General features: G+C 50.5%; 18 protein-coding genes and 1 pseudogene. 8 read left to right on the forward strand and 11 right to left on the reverse strand.

The features are described from left to right. Positions 1-98: 98 nt before the first annotated feature. From QUE74_RS29630 to ygiW, 3 genes and pseudogenes are all read right to left on the reverse strand, one after another. A pseudogene (locus tag QUE74_RS29630) lies at positions 99-170 on the reverse strand (hypothetical protein); the annotation flags it as partial. Between the two features lie 128 nt (positions 171-298). Further along, a complete protein-coding gene (locus tag QUE74_RS19605; RefSeq protein ID WP_000793821.1) occupies positions 299-781 on the reverse strand; it encodes an AraC family transcriptional regulator in 483 nt (160 codons plus the stop codon). Between the two features lie 52 nt (positions 782-833). After that, complete coding sequence (gene ygiW / locus QUE74_RS19610) at positions 834-1,226, reverse strand: OB fold stress tolerance protein YgiW (RefSeq protein ID WP_000712658.1); 393 nt, start codon at positions 1,224-1,226, stop codon at positions 834-836. Positions 1,227-1,377: 151 nt separating this feature from the next. Between ygiW and qseB the strand changes: the two genes are divergently transcribed. Further along, the gene (gene qseB / locus QUE74_RS19615; RefSeq protein ID WP_001221493.1) at positions 1,378-2,037 is read left to right on the forward strand and encodes a quorum sensing response regulator transcription factor QseB; all 660 of its coding nucleotides are present in this window, start codon (positions 1,378-1,380) and stop codon (positions 2,035-2,037) included. After that, positions 2,034-3,383, forward strand: coding sequence for a quorum sensing histidine kinase QseC (gene qseC / locus QUE74_RS19620; protein ID WP_000673345.1), 1,350 nt, complete (start codon positions 2,034-2,036; stop codon positions 3,381-3,383). Before qseB ends, qseC begins: the two co-directional genes overlap by 4 nt. A gap of 45 nt (positions 3,384-3,428) precedes the next feature. Here the strand turns inward: qseC and QUE74_RS19625 are convergent, their stop codons facing one another. Continuing rightward, positions 3,429-3,761, reverse strand: coding sequence for a DUF2645 family protein (locus tag QUE74_RS19625; RefSeq protein ID WP_000912121.1), 333 nt, complete (start codon positions 3,759-3,761; stop codon positions 3,429-3,431). 316 nt (positions 3,762-4,077) lie between these two features. Between QUE74_RS19625 and mdaB the strand changes: the two genes are divergently transcribed. Beyond that, positions 4,078-4,659 (forward strand): NADPH:quinone oxidoreductase MdaB, encoded by a 582-nt coding sequence (gene mdaB, locus QUE74_RS19630; RefSeq protein ID WP_000065441.1) that lies wholly within the window; start codon positions 4,078-4,080, stop codon positions 4,657-4,659. Between the two features lie 30 nt (positions 4,660-4,689). Beyond that, a complete protein-coding gene (locus tag QUE74_RS19635) occupies positions 4,690-5,004 on the forward strand; it encodes a putative quinol monooxygenase (RefSeq protein WP_000958598.1) in 315 nt (104 codons plus the stop codon). A 47-nt stretch (positions 5,005-5,051) separates the two neighbouring features. Here QUE74_RS19635 and parE read toward each other — a convergent pair whose 3' ends face one another. From parE to nudF, 5 genes are read right to left on the reverse strand one after another with little or no spacing between them, the layout of a single operon-like run. Continuing rightward, the gene (parE, locus tag QUE74_RS19640; protein ID WP_000195270.1) at positions 5,052-6,944 is read right to left on the reverse strand and encodes a DNA topoisomerase IV subunit B; all 1,893 of its coding nucleotides are present in this window, start codon (positions 6,942-6,944) and stop codon (positions 5,052-5,054) included. Positions 6,945-6,972: 28 nt separating this feature from the next. Continuing rightward, complete coding sequence (yqiA, locus tag QUE74_RS19645) at positions 6,973-7,554, reverse strand: esterase YqiA (RefSeq protein ID WP_000105740.1); 582 nt, start codon at positions 7,552-7,554, stop codon at positions 6,973-6,975. After that, positions 7,554-8,381 carry a 3',5'-cyclic-AMP phosphodiesterase gene (gene cpdA / locus QUE74_RS19650; protein WP_286331752.1) on the reverse strand — a complete coding sequence of 276 codons (828 nt, stop codon included), beginning with the start codon at positions 8,379-8,381 and terminating at the stop codon, positions 7,554-7,556. Before cpdA ends, yqiA begins: the two co-directional genes overlap by 1 nt. 24 nt (positions 8,382-8,405) lie before the next feature. Further along, entirely contained in the window at positions 8,406-8,828 is a 423-nt protein-coding gene (locus QUE74_RS19655) for a DUF1249 family protein (protein ID WP_000833393.1), read from the reverse strand. Then, the gene (gene nudF / locus QUE74_RS19660) at positions 8,829-9,458 is read right to left on the reverse strand and encodes an ADP-ribose diphosphatase (protein WP_000917127.1); all 630 of its coding nucleotides are present in this window, start codon (positions 9,456-9,458) and stop codon (positions 8,829-8,831) included. 204 nt (positions 9,459-9,662) lie between these two features. On the opposite strand from nudF, the gene tolC reads away from it, so the two are divergent. From tolC to QUE74_RS19675, 3 genes are all read left to right on the forward strand, one after another. Beyond that, positions 9,663-11,144: an outer membrane channel protein TolC gene (tolC, locus tag QUE74_RS19665; protein ID WP_000735299.1), complete on the forward strand. Its 1,482-nt coding sequence runs from the start codon at positions 9,663-9,665 to the stop codon at positions 11,142-11,144. 147 nt (positions 11,145-11,291) lie between these two features. Continuing rightward, positions 11,292-11,963, forward strand: coding sequence for a DUF1190 family protein (locus QUE74_RS19670; RefSeq protein WP_000831543.1), 672 nt, complete (start codon positions 11,292-11,294; stop codon positions 11,961-11,963). A gap of 5 nt (positions 11,964-11,968) precedes the next feature. Beyond that, positions 11,969-13,129, forward strand: coding sequence for a glutathionylspermidine synthase family protein (locus tag QUE74_RS19675; RefSeq protein ID WP_000442860.1), 1,161 nt, complete (start codon positions 11,969-11,971; stop codon positions 13,127-13,129). A 37-nt stretch (positions 13,130-13,166) separates the two neighbouring features. On the opposite strand, the gene ygiD is transcribed toward QUE74_RS19675, so the two are convergent. Then, entirely contained in the window at positions 13,167-13,955 is a 789-nt protein-coding gene (ygiD, locus tag QUE74_RS19680; protein ID WP_001364330.1) for a 4,5-DOPA-extradiol-dioxygenase, read from the reverse strand. Between the two features lie 142 nt (positions 13,956-14,097). Between ygiD and zupT the strand changes: the two genes are divergently transcribed. Beyond that, positions 14,098-14,871 (forward strand): zinc transporter ZupT, encoded by a 774-nt coding sequence (gene zupT, locus QUE74_RS19685; RefSeq protein ID WP_001295627.1) that lies wholly within the window; start codon positions 14,098-14,100, stop codon positions 14,869-14,871. A gap of 61 nt (positions 14,872-14,932) precedes the next feature. On the opposite strand, the gene QUE74_RS19690 is transcribed toward zupT, so the two are convergent. Beyond that, on the reverse strand, positions 14,933-15,103 hold the full coding sequence (locus tag QUE74_RS19690) for a hypothetical protein (protein WP_001354975.1): 171 nt from the start codon (positions 15,101-15,103) through the stop codon (positions 14,933-14,935). Positions 15,104-15,332: the final 229 nt, after the last annotated feature.

Genomic DNA, 15,332 nt, shown 5'->3' on the forward strand with positions numbered 1-15,332 from the left:
GGCAATATTGCCGGAGATACTACATTATCTGCCGCGTCGAGTCACAGGAGATCAGCGTGAATAGCGCCGCCGGACGTGCTCCGACGGCGATAAAGGCATCAATGTGCCTTGATATACAACTCTTTGCTATAGACATAATCCTGAGGATTATGCAGCGGAAAACCGCCAATGGCGGTTTCTGTGTGGAAGGACAAAATCCTGTGCCGTCAGAGTCTGAGCGGACAACATTACGCCTGTGGCATTGTTCGCTCAAACTTATCGCGAGTGATTTGGCTCACACTCCGGTAAAGATTCTTCATCACGCCAACGGCACATAAACATCCGTTTCCAGTCGCTGCTCTGTTACCCCTTCGGCAAGATTGGTGTAGTGAAACAGAATCGGTGCTTTGCGCATTTTCTCGCCGCTTGCAGGTAGCCAGTGGCGAATGATGCCCCATACCGTATGTGAAATATCGTCCAGCTCGCCAACGTGGCGGGCCACGGCATAACGTCCACCGGTAAGTTCACCATTACTCACGCCATAACGATTATCGGGAATCGGTTCGTTAACGCTGCCGCAGATATCAAAGCGAAACGCTTCCGGTACGGTGGTGGCAGGGTCATCCCAGGCGACACCAAAAGTCTGGCTTTGGTTAACAGGAGAAAGCCCCGTTTCTTTACGCCACATGATAAATTTCGCCACGCTGTAGTTGAGCAATTCAGGGCTACAGCGATGTGGCAACATCGCCACAGGGATTGATGGGAAATCGATAATATTTACATCCAGTGTCAGGTTTTTCATTTTGCCTCCCTGCGAAATTATTCCCGGGAACGTGTCCCGGGAGCGCTAACAATTACGGATTTACTTTGCGGATCTGTTTGACGTCAATTTCAACAGAGTTCCAGTCTTTATCGACTTCACCCTGAATCTCAACGGTATCTTTCGGGGTCACCGTCACGCCGTTCCAGCGTTTGTGGTCGATATCAACATTGATAGTACCGCTGGCATCTTTGAACACGTAGAGATCGTCAGAGATACGTTCAACGATATTGCCGCGCAGGGTGACCCAAGTGTCATCACGCAGGGATTTTGCGCTTTCTACGGTCGTTACGCTGCCATTCGGCCCCTGGAATCCTCCGGCCTGACTTTGTGTTGCCGATGGACCAGAAAAACCGCCCTGCTCTGCTGCCATCACCGGTGCACTGCACAGGGCCATTACTGCGATTACTGCTGCGAATTTTTTCATGTTTATTACTCCCTTTAATGTCTGTTTTCGAGCATTTAACAAGATAGTCCTTAACAACTTCTTAAGGGAAAAAAATAAAATTTAGTGCTGTACAGAGCGCGTTACAACACGGTTTACTGGCAGCAAATATGGTTATCGCAGGGATGAAAAAATGCGAATTTTACTGATAGAAGATGACATGCTGATTGGCGACGGCATCAAAACGGGCCTTAGTAAAATGGGTTTTAGCGTCGACTGGTTTACACAAGGTCGTCAGGGAAAAGAGGCGCTATATAGCGCACCTTATGATGCGGTGATCCTGGATTTAACCTTACCGGGCATGGATGGTCGCGATATTTTGCGCGAATGGCGAGAAAAAGGTCAGCGTGAGCCGGTATTGATCCTGACTGCGCGCGATGCGCTGGCGGAACGTGTAGAAGGGCTGCGTCTGGGAGCTGACGATTATCTGTGTAAACCTTTTGCGTTGATAGAAGTCGCCGCCAGGCTGGAAGCTCTGATGCGCCGAACCAACGGCCAGGCCAGCAACGAGCTGCGCCACGGCAACGTCATGCTCGACCCCGGCAAACGTATCGCCACGCTGGCTGGCGAACCCTTAACGCTGAAACCAAAAGAATTTGCCCTGCTGGAATTACTGATGCGTAACGCTGGTCGGGTACTGCCGCGCAAACTGATTGAAGAGAAACTGTATACCTGGGACGAAGAGGTCACCAGTAATGCCGTTGAAGTGCATGTGCATCATCTGCGACGCAAACTCGGTAGTGATTTTATTCGTACCGTGCATGGTATTGGCTACACATTAGGTGAGAAATGAAATTTACCCAACGTCTTAGTCTGCGAGTCAGGCTGACGCTAATCTTTTTAATTCTGGCCTCGGTGACCTGGCTGCTTTCCAGCTTTGTCGCATGGAAACAAACAACGGATAACGTCGATGAGTTGTTCGACACCCAACTGATGCTGTTTGCCAAACGGTTAAGTACGCTCGATCTCAACGAAATCAACGCGGCAGATCGCATGGCACAGACGCCAAATAAATTAAAACACGGTCATGTTGATGACGATGCGCTGACCTTTGCCATCTTTACCCACGACGGCAGAATGGTGCTTAACGATGGGGATAACGGAGAAGATATTCCCTATAGCTATCAACGGGAAGGTTTTGCTGACGGGCAACTGGTGGGCGATAAAGATCCCTGGCGTTTTGTCTGGATGACCTCACCTGATGGCAAATATCGCATCGTTGTTGGTCAGGAATGGGAATACCGTGAAGACATGGCGCTGGCGATTGTTGCCGGGCAATTGATCCCGTGGCTGGTCGCACTGCCGATTATGTTAATCATCATGATGGTACTACTGGGTCGTGAACTCGCGCCGCTGAACAAACTGGCGCTGGCACTACGTATGCGTGACCCTGACTCGGAAAAACCACTAAACGCGACGGGCGTACCCAGCGAAGTGCGTCCACTGGTTGAGTCGTTGAATCAACTGTTCGCCCGCACACATGCGATGATGGTTCGTGAACGACGCTTTACCTCCGACGCAGCTCATGAACTACGTAGCCCGTTAACGGCGCTGAAAGTGCAAACCGAAGTTGCGCAGCTCTCTGACGATGATCCGCAGGCGCGGAAAAAAGCACTGCTCCAATTACATTCCGGGATCGATCGTGCTACTCGTCTGGTTGATCAACTGCTCACGCTATCGCGGCTGGACTCACTGGATAACCTTCAGGACGTCGCGGAGATCCCGCTTGAAGATCTCCTGCAATCGTCGGTGATGGATATTTACCACACGGCGCAGCAGGCGAAAATTGACGTGCGACTGACACTCAATGCCCACGGCATCAAACGCACCGGACAACCGCTATTGCTAAGTTTGTTGGTGCGAAATTTGCTGGATAACGCCGTGCGCTACAGTCCACAAGGTAGCGTGGTGGACGTCACGCTGAATGCCGATAATTTCATCGTGAGGGATAACGGCCCCGGTGTGACACCAGAGGCACTGGCGAGAATTGGCGAACGCTTCTATCGCCCACCCGGACAAACCGCTACCGGCAGTGGACTTGGGCTTTCAATTGTCCAGCGAATCGCCAAGCTGCATGGCATGAATGTTGAGTTTGGGAATGCGGAACAAGGTGGATTTGAGGCGAAAGTAAGCTGGTAACTTCTCTGTCTATGAGAGCCGTTAAAACGACTCTCATAGATTTTATTAATAGCAAAATATAAACCGTCCCCAAAAAAGCCACCAACCACAAACCAAACAAATAACGAGCGAGATTACATATAACCAAAACTCAAACATTTCTCGCACAAAGAGTTTTCTTAAGATAATAATAATAAGTGGCGTCAGAAGAAAAAATGCTGCAATCATTGTTTGCAATATACGATCTTCGCCTGAAACGGAAGGTATACTGCAAATATTGTCTCCCGACTCAAGCATCCAGTCATACTTATTGAATGCAAAAAAAGCATCTATTAACCAATAAGTAAGCATTATATATAACAGAGCTTCAAATATTGTTTGAATTTTATGCTTTAACATATGTTAGCACGCTCATAAAAATCCATTTATAATTATCAACGTGACGCGTTGATATTTTCATTTTTACTTATCCAACGCCATATTTTTAATCCCCAAAAAACCGAACCAAACCTGTAAATTAATCCGGTGCGAGTAGGAATTATGAGGAATGGCTATCAGTATTGTCATTTTCAGAAAATATTTATCCTGCATCGGTGAATCGGAGCAAGATCAGACTTTTGCTAAATTCGCAAAAGACTTTGCACATTTTGCTAATTTCACCGTACCGCTCTGTGACGTACTATAGTCGGCAAACGTCTCACCTTGAGGTTAAAAAATGAGCAACATCCTGATTATCAACGGCGCGAAAAAATTCGCCCACTCCAATGGTCAACTGAACGACACCCTGACCGAAGTCGCGGATGGCACGCTGCGCGACCTCGGACATGATGTCCGTATTGTTCGCGCCGAGAGCGACTACGATGTCAAAGCGGAAGTACAAAACTTTCTCTGGGCTGATGTGGTGATCTGGCAGATGCCAGGCTGGTGGATGGGCGCGCCGTGGACAGTGAAAAAATATATTGATGATGTATTCACCGAAGGTCACGGGACTCTGTATGCCAGCGATGGTCGTACCCGCAAAGATCCATCAAAAAAATACGGTTCCGGCGGCCTGGTACAGGGCAAAAAATATATGCTTTCCCTGACCTGGAACGCACCAATGGAAGCCTTCACCGAAAAAGATCAGTTCTTCCACGGCGTTGGCGTTGACGGTGTGTATCTACCATTCCATAAAGCAAACCAATTCCTCGGTATGGAACCGCTGCCGACATTTATCGCTAATGACGTGATAAAAATGCCTGATGTTCCCCGCTATACTGAAGAATATCGCAAGCATCTTGTGGAAATTTTTGGTTAACTAGAGCTCAGGCTTTAGAAGGAGTTAACCATGCTTACCGTAATCGCAGAAATCCGTACTCGTCCTGGTCAACATCACCGTCAGGCGGTATTGGATCAGTTTGCTAAAATCGTTCCAACCGTACTGAAAGAAGAAGGTTGCCACGGCTATGCGCCAATGGTGGATTGCGCTGCTGGCGTGAGTTTCCAGTCTATGGCACCGGATTCTATCGTGATGATTGAGCAGTGGGAAAGCATCGCGCATCTTGAAGCGCATCTGCAAACCCCGCACATGAAGGCGTACAGCGAAGCCGTAAAAGGCGACGTGCTGGAGATGAATATTCGTATTCTGCAGCCAGGGATTTAATCCTGCCTTGTTTGCCCGGCCATCCTGACCGGGCAATGTTCTTTCCTTTAAACCTCAATCTCCGCCATGTCGCCTTTCTCTTGCAACCAGTTACGGCGATCTTCCGAGCGTTTCTTCGCCAGTAGCATGTCCATCATCGCGTCAGTACGCTGATCGTCTTCATCATCGATGGTCAACTGCACCAGACGGCGAGTATTCGGATCAAGCGTGGTTTCGCGCAATTGCATCGGGTTCATTTCCCCCAGACCTTTAAAACGCTGAACGTTCGGCTTGCCTTTCTTGCGTTTTAATTGCTCGAGCACGCCCTCTTTCTCTTCTTCTGTCAGCGCGTAGTAAACCTCTTTTCCAAGGTCAATACGGTAGAGTGGTGGCAAAGCAACGTAAACGTGACCGTGTTTCACCAACGCGCGGAAGTGTTTTACAAACAAAGCGCAAAGCAGCGTGGCAATGTGTAGACCATCGGAGTCCGCATCCGCCAGAATACAGATCTTGCCATAACGCAGTTGGCTAAGATCGTCGCTATCAGGATCGATACCGATCGCTACCGAAATATCGTGCACTTCCTGCGAAGCAAGCACTTCATCAGAAGAGACTTCCCAGGTGTTAAGGATCTTACCTTTCAGCGGCATGATCGCCTGATATTCACGATCGCGCGCCTGCTTGGCAGAGCCGCCTGCGGAATCACCTTCCACGAGAAACAGTTCGGTACGGTTAAGATCCTGCGCGGTACAGTCAGCCAGTTTGCCAGGCAGCGCCGGGCCGCTGGTCAACTTTTTACGCACCACTTTCTTGGCCGCACGCATACGGCGCTGGGCGCTGGAAATCGCCATCTCCGCCAGCAGTTCAGCCGCCTGAACGTTCTGGTTCAGCCACAAGGTGAAGGCATCTTTCACCACGCCAGAAACGAATGCCGCGCACTGACGCGAAGAGAGACGCTCTTTGGTCTGCCCGGCAAACTGCGGATCCTGCATTTTTACTGACAGCACATAGGCGCAGCGATCCCAGATATCTTCCGCTGATAGCTTCACGCCGCGCGGCAGAATGTTGCGGTATTCACAGAACTCGCGCATTGCGTCCAGCAGGCCCTGACGCAAACCGTTAACGTGCGTACCGCCCTGCATCGTAGGAATCAGGTTGACGTAGCTCTCGGTCAGCAGTTCTCCGCCTTCCGGTAGCCACAGTAGCGCCCAGTCCACCGCTTCAGTATCGCCAGCGAAATTACCGATAAACGGTTTTTCCGGCAGCGTCGGTAAACCGTTTACCGCTTCCGCCAGGTAATCGTTCAGACCGTCCTGATAGCACCAGCGTTGTTCGGTGTTGTTGATCTCATCTTTAAAAGTGATCTCAACGCCTGGGCACAGCACCGCTTTGGCTTTCAGCACATGTGTAAGACGGGAAACAGAGAAGCGCGGGCTGTCAAAGAAGGCTTCATCCGGCCAGAAGTGCACGCTGGTACCGGTATTGCGTTTACCGCAAGTGCCAACAACCTGCAAATCCTGTACCTTTTCGCCATTTTCAAAGGCGATGTTATAGATCTGACCATCGCGACGTACGTTAACTTCTACGCGCTTCGACAGGGCGTTAACCACCGAAATCCCCACGCCATGCAGGCCGCCAGAGAACTGGTAGTTTTTGTTAGAAAATTTACCACCCGCGTGCAAACGGCAAAGAATCAGTTCGACCGCCGGAACGCCTTCTTCAGGGTGAATATCCACCGGCATCCCGCGACCATCATCAATCACTTCTAACGACTGGTCAGCATGTAAAATAACGTCCACGCGTTTTGCGTGACCCGCCAGTGCTTCATCGACACTGTTATCAATGACTTCTTGCCCCAAATGGTTAGGGCGCGTGGTATCGGTATACATCCCCGGGCGGCGGCGAACCGGCTCAAGCCCGGTGAGTACCTCAATGGCATCAGCGTTATAAGTTTGCGTCATGGTTTAAGTTAGCAATTCGAGTTGATCGTCAGAGATGGTGCAGACCAAGAAAATCGACGATCGGGTTGAAATAATCTTCGAAGCCTGTGAATGCATGGTTGCCGCCTTCTATAACAGTCTGGCGGCAGGAAGCGTAGTACGCCACCGCCTGGCGGTAATCCAGCACTTCATCTCCCGTCTGTTGCAGCAGCCAGATCAAATCCGGCGCTTCCAGCGGGTCAATCTGCATGACTTTGAGATCGTAAATATGGCGTGACTCTAGCACATATTGCTGCCCGGTGTAGGGGTTCTCGTTCTGACCGAGATAGTCCGTCAGCAGTTCAAACGGGCGCACCGCTGGGTTTACCACCACGGCGGGCAGCATAAAACATTGCGACAACCAGGTGGCGTAATATCCCCCCAGTGATGAACCGACGATCCCCAGCGAATCGCCGCCATGTTCAAGGACAATGGATTCCAGCAGTTCTGCCGCATCGGAAGGGTACGGCGGTAACTGCGGAATGATCATCTCAACGTCAGGGTGATGTTCCGGCAGCCAGTTTTTCAACAAACTCGCTTTTGCAGAGCGCGGCGAACTGTTGAAACCGTGTAAATAAAGAAGCGTAGACATCAGTAGCCTTCTGAAGCGGTATCAGGTTGGAAACGTGTGTCCGCCAGGCGGTGCACCTCGGTGGTCAGCGTACCATCAGCATGTAACTCGAGCGTACGCCAGCCAGGCGCGATGGTGTCCAGCGTAAAGTTGGAACAATGCGGCTTAAACTGTACACAGGTCGATGGCGTTGCCAGCAGGCGGCGACCATTCCAGTCGAGATCCAGCTCCTGATGGATATGTCCACACAGCAAGTATTTAACGTTCGGAAACTTCGCCAGCACGTTATCCAGTTCGCCCGCGTTACGCAGACTGTGTTGGTCGAGCCAGCTACAACCCGCAGGTAGCGGATGATGGTGCAGCAGCAGCAACGTATGGCGTTCTGGCGCATCGGCAAGTTTACGTTCCAGCCACTCAAGCTGAAACTCGCTCAGCTCACCGTGCGGCACGCCAAACACCTGGCTATCCAGCAACAGGATTTGCCATTGCTCACCAATAAACACCCGCTTCGCCGGGGAGATCCCCGCATCCTGTAGCGCGCTGTACATCGCAGGCTGAAAATCGTGGTTGCCCGGCAGCCAGACGCAGGGCGCACGAAAACTTGCGATGCCTTCAGCGAAATGCTGATAGGCCGCAGAGGATTGATCCTGCGCTAAATCACCGGTCGCGACAATCAGCTCGAATTCGTGCTGGTGTGGACGAATCGCCTCCAGCACCGCCTGGTAGCTTTCCCAGGTATTTACCCCCAACAGGGCTTCGTGCTTTTGCGCAAACAGGTGAGTGTCGGTAATTTGTAAAATCCTGACTCTGGCCTCACCAGCCAGAGGAAGGGTTAACAGGCTTTCCAAATGGTGTCCTTAGGTTTCACGACGCTAATAAACCGGAATCGCCATCGCTCCATGTGCTAAACAGTATCGCAACCAGTCCGCTAAAAACTGGTTAATTTGATGCTTTTCGTCGCGTTGATGCAACTTTTTATTAGGATAATCATACCGCGCTTTGAAGCGAAAAATCTGCTGACTTGAACACACTTCAGCCACCATCGCGTCATGATACAGACGCACCGTCATTGACGGAAGGCTCCAGTAACTGATCGCGGGCGCAGTCTGTTCGATTGTCACCAGGGTAGTGTATCGGGTCGATTCCACAATCGTTAGCCGATATTGTGCGTTTGCCACCTGATAGCTTACAGTTTCGCCGGGTGCGTCATTGCGTGGTAACAAACGCCGCAATTGTGAAAAGTTCATCTCGCACAGGCGCATCATTTCAGGAAAGTCAGGTGTGTAACGCTTCATTTATGCCCACTCATTTTTTAACGCTTGATGATGCAGCTGCAGCCATTGCAAAGCGATGACCGACGCTGCGTTGTCGATTTTCCCCTCTTCTACCCATTGGTATGCCTGTTCCCGGCTTACCACATGAACGCGAATATCTTCGTTTTCATCAGCCAGACCGTGAATACCGCTTGCGGTCGTGGCGTCCACTTCGCCCACCATAATTGACGAACGCTCACTGGTGCCCCCAGGGCTTGCCAGGAAACTTAACACCGGTTTGGTCCGTTTGACTATCAGTCCCGCCTCTTCAATCGCTTCGCGACGGGCGACATCTTCCACACTTTCACCCTCTTCAATCATCCCGGCCACCATCTCCAGTAGCCAGGGGGTTTCGCTGGTGTCATACGCGGCAATCCGAATCTGCTCAATCAGCACAACTTCATCGCGCACTGGGTCAAAGGGTAGCAAGACTGCGGCGTGACCGCGCTCAAAAATTTCCCGCCGTACCTCACGACTCATTTGCCCGTTGAATAGACGATGACGAAATCTATAAAGATCTAATGAAAAAAAGCCGCGATAAAGTGTTTCTCGTGCAATAATTTCAACATCGTTTTTGCCAAAAGTAACGGGCAGGTTGTCTGGCTTAAGCATTGTTAATGTCCTGGCACTAATAGTGAATTAAATGTGAATTTCAGCGACGTTTGACTGCCGTTTGAGCAGTCATGTGTTAAATTGAGGCACATTAACGCCCTATGGCACGTAACGCCAACCTTTTGCGGTAGCGGCTTCTGCTAGAATCCGCAATAATTTTACAGTTTGATCGCGCTAAATACTGCTTCACCACAAGGAATGCAAATGAAGAAATTGCTCCCCATTCTTATCGGCCTGAGCCTTTCTGGGTTCAGTACGTTGAGCCAGGCCGAGAACCTGATGCAAGTTTATCAGCAAGCACGCCTTAGTAACCCGGAATTGCGTAAGTCTGCCGCCGATCGTGATGCTGCCTTTGAAAAAATTAATGAAGCACGCAGTCCATTACTGCCACAGCTAGGTTTAGGTGCAGATTACACCTATAGCAACGGCTACCGCGACGCGAACGGCATCAACTCTAACGCGACCAGTGCGTCCCTGCAGTTAACTCAATCCATTTTTGATATGTCGAAATGGCGTGCGTTAACGCTACAGGAAAAAGCTGCGGGTATTCAGGACGTCACGTACCAGACCGATCAACAAACCTTGATCCTCAACACCGCGACTGCTTATTTCAACGTGTTGAATGCCATTGATGTTCTTTCCTATACGCAGGCGCAAAAAGAAGCGATCTACCGTCAGTTAGATCAAACCACTCAACGTTTTAACGTGGGCCTGGTGGCGATCACCGACGTGCAGAACGCCCGCGCACAGTACGATACCGTGCTGGCGAACGAAGTGACCGCACGTAATAACCTCGATAACGCGGTAGAGCAGCTGCGCCAGATCACCGGTAACTATTATCCGGAACTGGCGGCGCTGAATGTCGAAAACTTTAAAACCGACAAACCGCAGCCGGTTAACGCGCTGCTGAAAGAAGCCGAAAAACGCAACCTGTCGCTGTTACAGGCACGCTTGAGTCAGGACCTGGCGCGCGAGCAAATTCGCCAGGCGCAGGATGGTCACTTACCGACTCTGGATTTAACGGCTTCTACCGGGATTTCTGACACCTCATATAGCGGTTCGAAAACTCGTGGTGCCGCTGGTACCCAGTATGACGATAGCAATATGGGACAGAACAAAGTTGGCCTGAGCTTCTCGCTGCCGATTTATCAGGGCGGAATGGTTAACTCGCAGGTGAAACAGGCACAGTACAACTTTGTTGGTGCCAGCGAACAACTGGAAAGCGCGCATCGTAGCGTCGTGCAAACCGTGCGTTCCTCCTTCAACAACATTAATGCTTCTATCAGCAGCATTAACGCCTACAAACAAGCCGTAGTTTCCGCTCAAAGCTCATTAGACGCGATGGAAGCGGGCTACTCGGTCGGTACGCGTACCATTGTTGATGTGCTGGATGCCACCACCACGCTGTACAACGCCAAGCAAGAGCTGGCGAATGCGCGTTATAACTACCTGATTAACCAGTTGAATATTAAATCAGCTCTGGGTACGTTGAACGAGCAGGATCTGCTGGCACTGAACAATGCGCTGAGCAAACCGGTTTCCACTAATCCAGAAAACGTTGCGCCGCAAACGCCAGAACAAAATGCTATTGCTGATGGTTATGCACCAGATAGCCCGGCCCCAGCCGTTCAGCAAGCATCCGCACGCACGACTACCAGTAACGGTCATAACCCTTTCCGTAACTGATGCTGACGACGGGGCTTCGGCCCCGTCTGAACGTAAGGCAACGTAAAGATACGGGTTATCTGCCGCATTCTTCCCCCTTCCCGCTTCAATTTCGACCAGCCATCCTCTATTCTGATGGGTATTTACCACTGGTCCCGGAAGACAAAAATGAAACGGACAAAATCCATACGCCACGCATCGTTCCGCAAAAACTGGAGCGCACGCCATCTGACACCTGTCGCTCTTGCTGTTGCCACTGTTTTTATGCTGGCAGGCTGTGAAAAGAGTGATGAAACAGTGTCTCTCTATCAAAATGCTGATGACTGCTCAGCCGCAAACCCAGGCAAAAGCGCAGAATGTACCACTGCGTATAACAATGCGCTGAAAGAAGCCGAACGTACTGCGCCGAAATACGCCACACGTGAAGACTGTGTTGCCGAATTTGGTGAAGGTCAGTGCCAGCAGGCACCAGCCCAGGCTGGCATGGCACCTGAAAATCAGGCGCAGGCCCAGCAATCCAGCGGAAGTTTCTGGATGCCACTGATGGCAGGTTACATGATGGGACGTCTGATGGGCGGCGGCGCGGGCTTTGCACAACAACCGCTGTTCTCCTCGAAAAACCCAGCCAGCCCGGCTTACGGTAAATATACTGATGCCACCGGTAAAAACTATGGCGCAGCTCAGCCAGGCCGCACCATGACCGTACCGAAGACGGCAATGGCACCAAAACCGGCGACCACCACTACTGTTACCCGTGGCGGTTTTGGTGAATCTGTTGCCAAACAAAGCACTATGCAGCGTAGCGCAACCGGCACCTCTTCTCGTTCAATGGGTGGCTGATACCGATGGAAAGAGTCAGTATTACCGAGCGCCCGGACTGGCGCGAAAAAGCCCACGAATACGGTTTCAATTTTCACACCATGTACGGAGAGCCGTACTGGTGTGAAGATGCTTACTACAAGTTGACCCTCGCCCAGGTTGAAAAGCTGGAAGAAGTCACTGCCGAACTGCACCAGATGTGCCTGAAAGTGGTGGAAAAAGTGATCGCCAGCGATGAGCTGATGACTAAATTCCGCATTCCAAAACACACCTGGAGTTTTGTGCGTCAGTCATGGCTGACTCACCAGCCGTCGCTTTATTCGCGTCTCGATCTGGCGTGGGATGGCACTGGCGAACCTAAACTTCTGGAAAATAACGCCGATACGCCAACCTCACTATACGAGGCGGCGTTCTTTCAGTGGATCTGGCTGGAAGATCAGCTTAACGCGGGCAACCTGCCGGAAGGCAGCGACCAGTTTAACAGTCTGCAAGAGAAGCTGATCGATCGCTTTGTCGAGTTGCGTGAACAGTATGGCTTCCAGTTGCTGCATCTCACCTGCTGTCGCGACACGGTGGAAGATCGCGGAACCATTCAGTATTTGCAGGACTGCGCGACAGAAGCTGAAATCGCTACTGAATTCCTCTACATCGACGATATCGGTTTAGGCGAAAAAGGTCAGTTCACGGATTTACAGGATCAGGTGATTTCTAACCTGTTCAAGCTGTATCCGTGGGAATTTATGCTGCGTGAGATGTTCTCCACCAAGCTGGAGGATGCAGGCGTACGCTGGCTGGAACCGGCGTGGAAGAGCATTATCTCCAACAAAGCGCTTCTGCCGCTACTGTGGGAGATGTTCCCGAATCACCCGAACCTGCTGCCCGCTTATTTTGCGGAAGATGATCATCCGCAAATGGAAAAATATGTGGTTAAACCGATCTTCTCCCGTGAAGGCGCAAACGTGTCGATCATTGAGAACGGCAAAACCATTGAAGCAGCGGAAGGTCCGTATGGCGAAGAAGGGATGATTGTTCAGCAATTCCACCCGTTACCGAAATTCGGCGACAGCTATATGCTGATTGGTAGCTGGCTGGTGAACGATCAACCTGCCGGAATTGGCATTCGTGAAGACCGTGCATTGATCACCCAGGATATGTCTCGGTTTTATCCACATATTTTTGTTGAATAAGCCATGATACCGGATGGCACTCGCCATCCGGTAATTATTAGCCTATCTGCACCGACAACATACTTAAACTGCCCATTTCTATACCATCGACCGGAATGGTAATTGGCTCCTGCCCATCCCACGCACCTAAGACATACAACAACGGCAGATAGTGCTCTGGCGTTGGGTTCGATAACGCGCCACCTTCATGGTCGAGATAATTCACCAGAGGATGCTGCTCTACCGGCCCTTGCCACGTCAGATTCGCTTTCACATACTCATTAAACGACATCGCCCAAGGATACGGTGAACTATCACCGTGCCACTTCACCGTACGCAGGTTATGCACCACGTTACCGCTGGCGACCAACATTATTCCTTCGTCTCGCAGAGCCGCCAGTTTACGCCCCATCTCAAAGTGCCAGGCGGCAGGTTTGGTACTGTCGATACTCAACTGCACCATCGGGATATCGGCGTCAGGATACATCTTAATCAGCACGCCCCAGGAACCGTGGTCAAAGCCCCAGGCTTCTTTATCCAGCGTCACAGGGACCGGCGCTAACAGCTCAACCAGACGCTGTGCCAGCGCAGGCGAACCCGGAGCAGGATAATGGGTGTCGTACAGCGCCTGCGGAAAACCGCCAAAATCATGAATCGTGGGCGGCGTCTCCATCGCGGTCACTCCTGTTCCACGGGTAAACCAGTGAGCCGAAACCACCACAATCGCTTGCGGGCGTGGCAATGTCATCCCCAACTTCTGCCAGCTGCGGGTATACAAATTATCTTCCAGCACGTTCATCGGACTACCGTGACCTAAAAACAATGCTGGCATACGTGTTGAAGACATGATGATATCCTTAACTAAAGGTGTCATTTTGATATCCTCACAATACGCTTGTTCGGCGGAGTAAGAACCCGGATAACAATGATGATGATCATCAGTTATTTTGACGATCTGCCTGAAGGTAAAGATTTATAAGGAGTTGTCGATGTCAGTACCTCTCATTCTGACCATACTGGCGGGGGCAGCCACGTTTATTGGCGCGTTTCTCGGCGTTCTCGGACAAAAACCCTCGAACCGCTTACTGGCGTTTTCGCTAGGATTTGCGGCGGGGATTATGTTGCTCATCTCATTAATGGAAATGCTTCCTGCCGCATTAGCCGCCGAAGGAATGTCGCCTGTGCTGGGTTATGGAATGTTTATCTTCGGTCTGCTTGGCTATTTTGGCCTGGACCGCATGTTGCCACATGCGCATCCGCAGGATTTAATGCAAAAATCGGTGCAGCCGTTGCCAAAATCGATCAAGCGCACAGCCATTCTGCTCACTCTCGGCATCAGTCTGCATAACTTCCCGGAAGGCATTGCCACCTTTGTCACGGCGAGCAGTAACCTGGAGCTGGGCTTTGGCATCGCGCTGGCTGTTGCATTGCATAATATTCCTGAAGGTCTGGCAGTTGCGGGGCCGGTTTACGCGGCAACGGGGTCAAAACGCACCGCAATTTTGTGGGCGGGCATTTCTGGGCTGGCAGAAATTCTTGGTGGTGTGCTGGCGTGGTTAATCCTCGGTAGCATGATTTCTCCGGTGGTCATGGCGGCAATCATGGCGGCGGTTGCAGGAATTATGGTGGCGCTCTCGGTTGATGAATTAATGCCGCTAGCTAAAGAGATTGACCCCAATAATAACCCCAGCTATGGCGTGCTATGTGGAATGTCAGTGATGGGATTCAGTTTAGTGCTGTTACAAACGGCGGGAATTGGTTAAAGACGATTATGACAGATGTTGCCCATTGCTAAAGGCAACATCTGTATCGTTATTAAAGGTATTATTGATGCTTTTCAAATACGTCTTTATCGAAGCGTTTATCTAATTTACTTTGAGCAGCTAACAGCGCATCTCTGTCATGACGAAAAGCTTTACAGTAACGTTTAAGATGAAGAAAATAGCCACCAGCTAGTAGAACAATTAATACAATCCAGTACCAGGCAATAAACATCCTTTTCACCTTCATAATTTAACATTACTAAACATTTAGCATTAAAATTTCACATATCCATCGTTGAATATATTCATATACTCGCATAATTGTGGATCAAGTATATGATTTCGATCATAGCAAGTGTTGTATTATACACCATACTCGATTAAAAAAGAAACAACCAAGACTATTAATGCATCCTATTCCCGGATGGAACATCACTAATTAATATTAATAAGCACCACCA

Source organism: Escherichia sp. 10290, from assembly GCF_030295155.1.
Taxonomy (GTDB): domain Bacteria; phylum Pseudomonadota; class Gammaproteobacteria; order Enterobacterales; family Enterobacteriaceae; genus Escherichia; species Escherichia coli_F.

What these genes read in the sequence shown, in the direction of transcription:
- QUE74_RS19605 (WP_000793821.1), bottom strand. Translation starts at nt 781, where the DNA reads ATGAAAAACCTGACACTGGATGTAAATATTATCGATTTCCCATCAATC.
- ygiW (WP_000712658.1), bottom strand. Translation starts at nt 1,226, where the DNA reads ATGAAAAAATTCGCAGCAGTAATCGCAGTAATGGCCCTGTGCAGTGCA.
- qseB (WP_001221493.1), top strand. Translation starts at nt 1,378, where the DNA reads ATGCGAATTTTACTGATAGAAGATGACATGCTGATTGGCGACGGCATC.
- qseC (WP_000673345.1), top strand. Translation starts at nt 2,034, where the DNA reads ATGAAATTTACCCAACGTCTTAGTCTGCGAGTCAGGCTGACGCTAATC.
- QUE74_RS19625 (WP_000912121.1), bottom strand. Translation starts at nt 3,761, where the DNA reads ATGTTAAAGCATAAAATTCAAACAATATTTGAAGCTCTGTTATATATA.
- mdaB (WP_000065441.1), top strand. Translation starts at nt 4,078, where the DNA reads ATGAGCAACATCCTGATTATCAACGGCGCGAAAAAATTCGCCCACTCC.
- QUE74_RS19635 (WP_000958598.1), top strand. Translation starts at nt 4,690, where the DNA reads ATGCTTACCGTAATCGCAGAAATCCGTACTCGTCCTGGTCAACATCAC.
- parE (WP_000195270.1), bottom strand. Translation starts at nt 6,944, where the DNA reads ATGACGCAAACTTATAACGCTGATGCCATTGAGGTACTCACCGGGCTT.
- yqiA (WP_000105740.1), bottom strand. Translation starts at nt 7,554, where the DNA reads ATGTCTACGCTTCTTTATTTACACGGTTTCAACAGTTCGCCGCGCTCT.
- QUE74_RS19655 (WP_000833393.1), bottom strand. Translation starts at nt 8,828, where the DNA reads ATGAAGCGTTACACACCTGACTTTCCTGAAATGATGCGCCTGTGCGAG.
- nudF (WP_000917127.1), bottom strand. Translation starts at nt 9,458, where the DNA reads ATGCTTAAGCCAGACAACCTGCCCGTTACTTTTGGCAAAAACGATGTT.
- tolC (WP_000735299.1), top strand. Translation starts at nt 9,663, where the DNA reads ATGAAGAAATTGCTCCCCATTCTTATCGGCCTGAGCCTTTCTGGGTTC.
- QUE74_RS19670 (WP_000831543.1), top strand. Translation starts at nt 11,292, where the DNA reads ATGAAACGGACAAAATCCATACGCCACGCATCGTTCCGCAAAAACTGG.
- QUE74_RS19675 (WP_000442860.1), top strand. Translation starts at nt 11,969, where the DNA reads ATGGAAAGAGTCAGTATTACCGAGCGCCCGGACTGGCGCGAAAAAGCC.
- ygiD (WP_001364330.1), bottom strand. Translation starts at nt 13,955, where the DNA reads ATGTCTTCAACACGTATGCCAGCATTGTTTTTAGGTCACGGTAGTCCG.
- zupT (WP_001295627.1), top strand. Translation starts at nt 14,098, where the DNA reads ATGTCAGTACCTCTCATTCTGACCATACTGGCGGGGGCAGCCACGTTT.
- QUE74_RS19690 (WP_001354975.1), bottom strand. Translation starts at nt 15,103, where the DNA reads ATGTTTATTGCCTGGTACTGGATTGTATTAATTGTTCTACTAGCTGGT.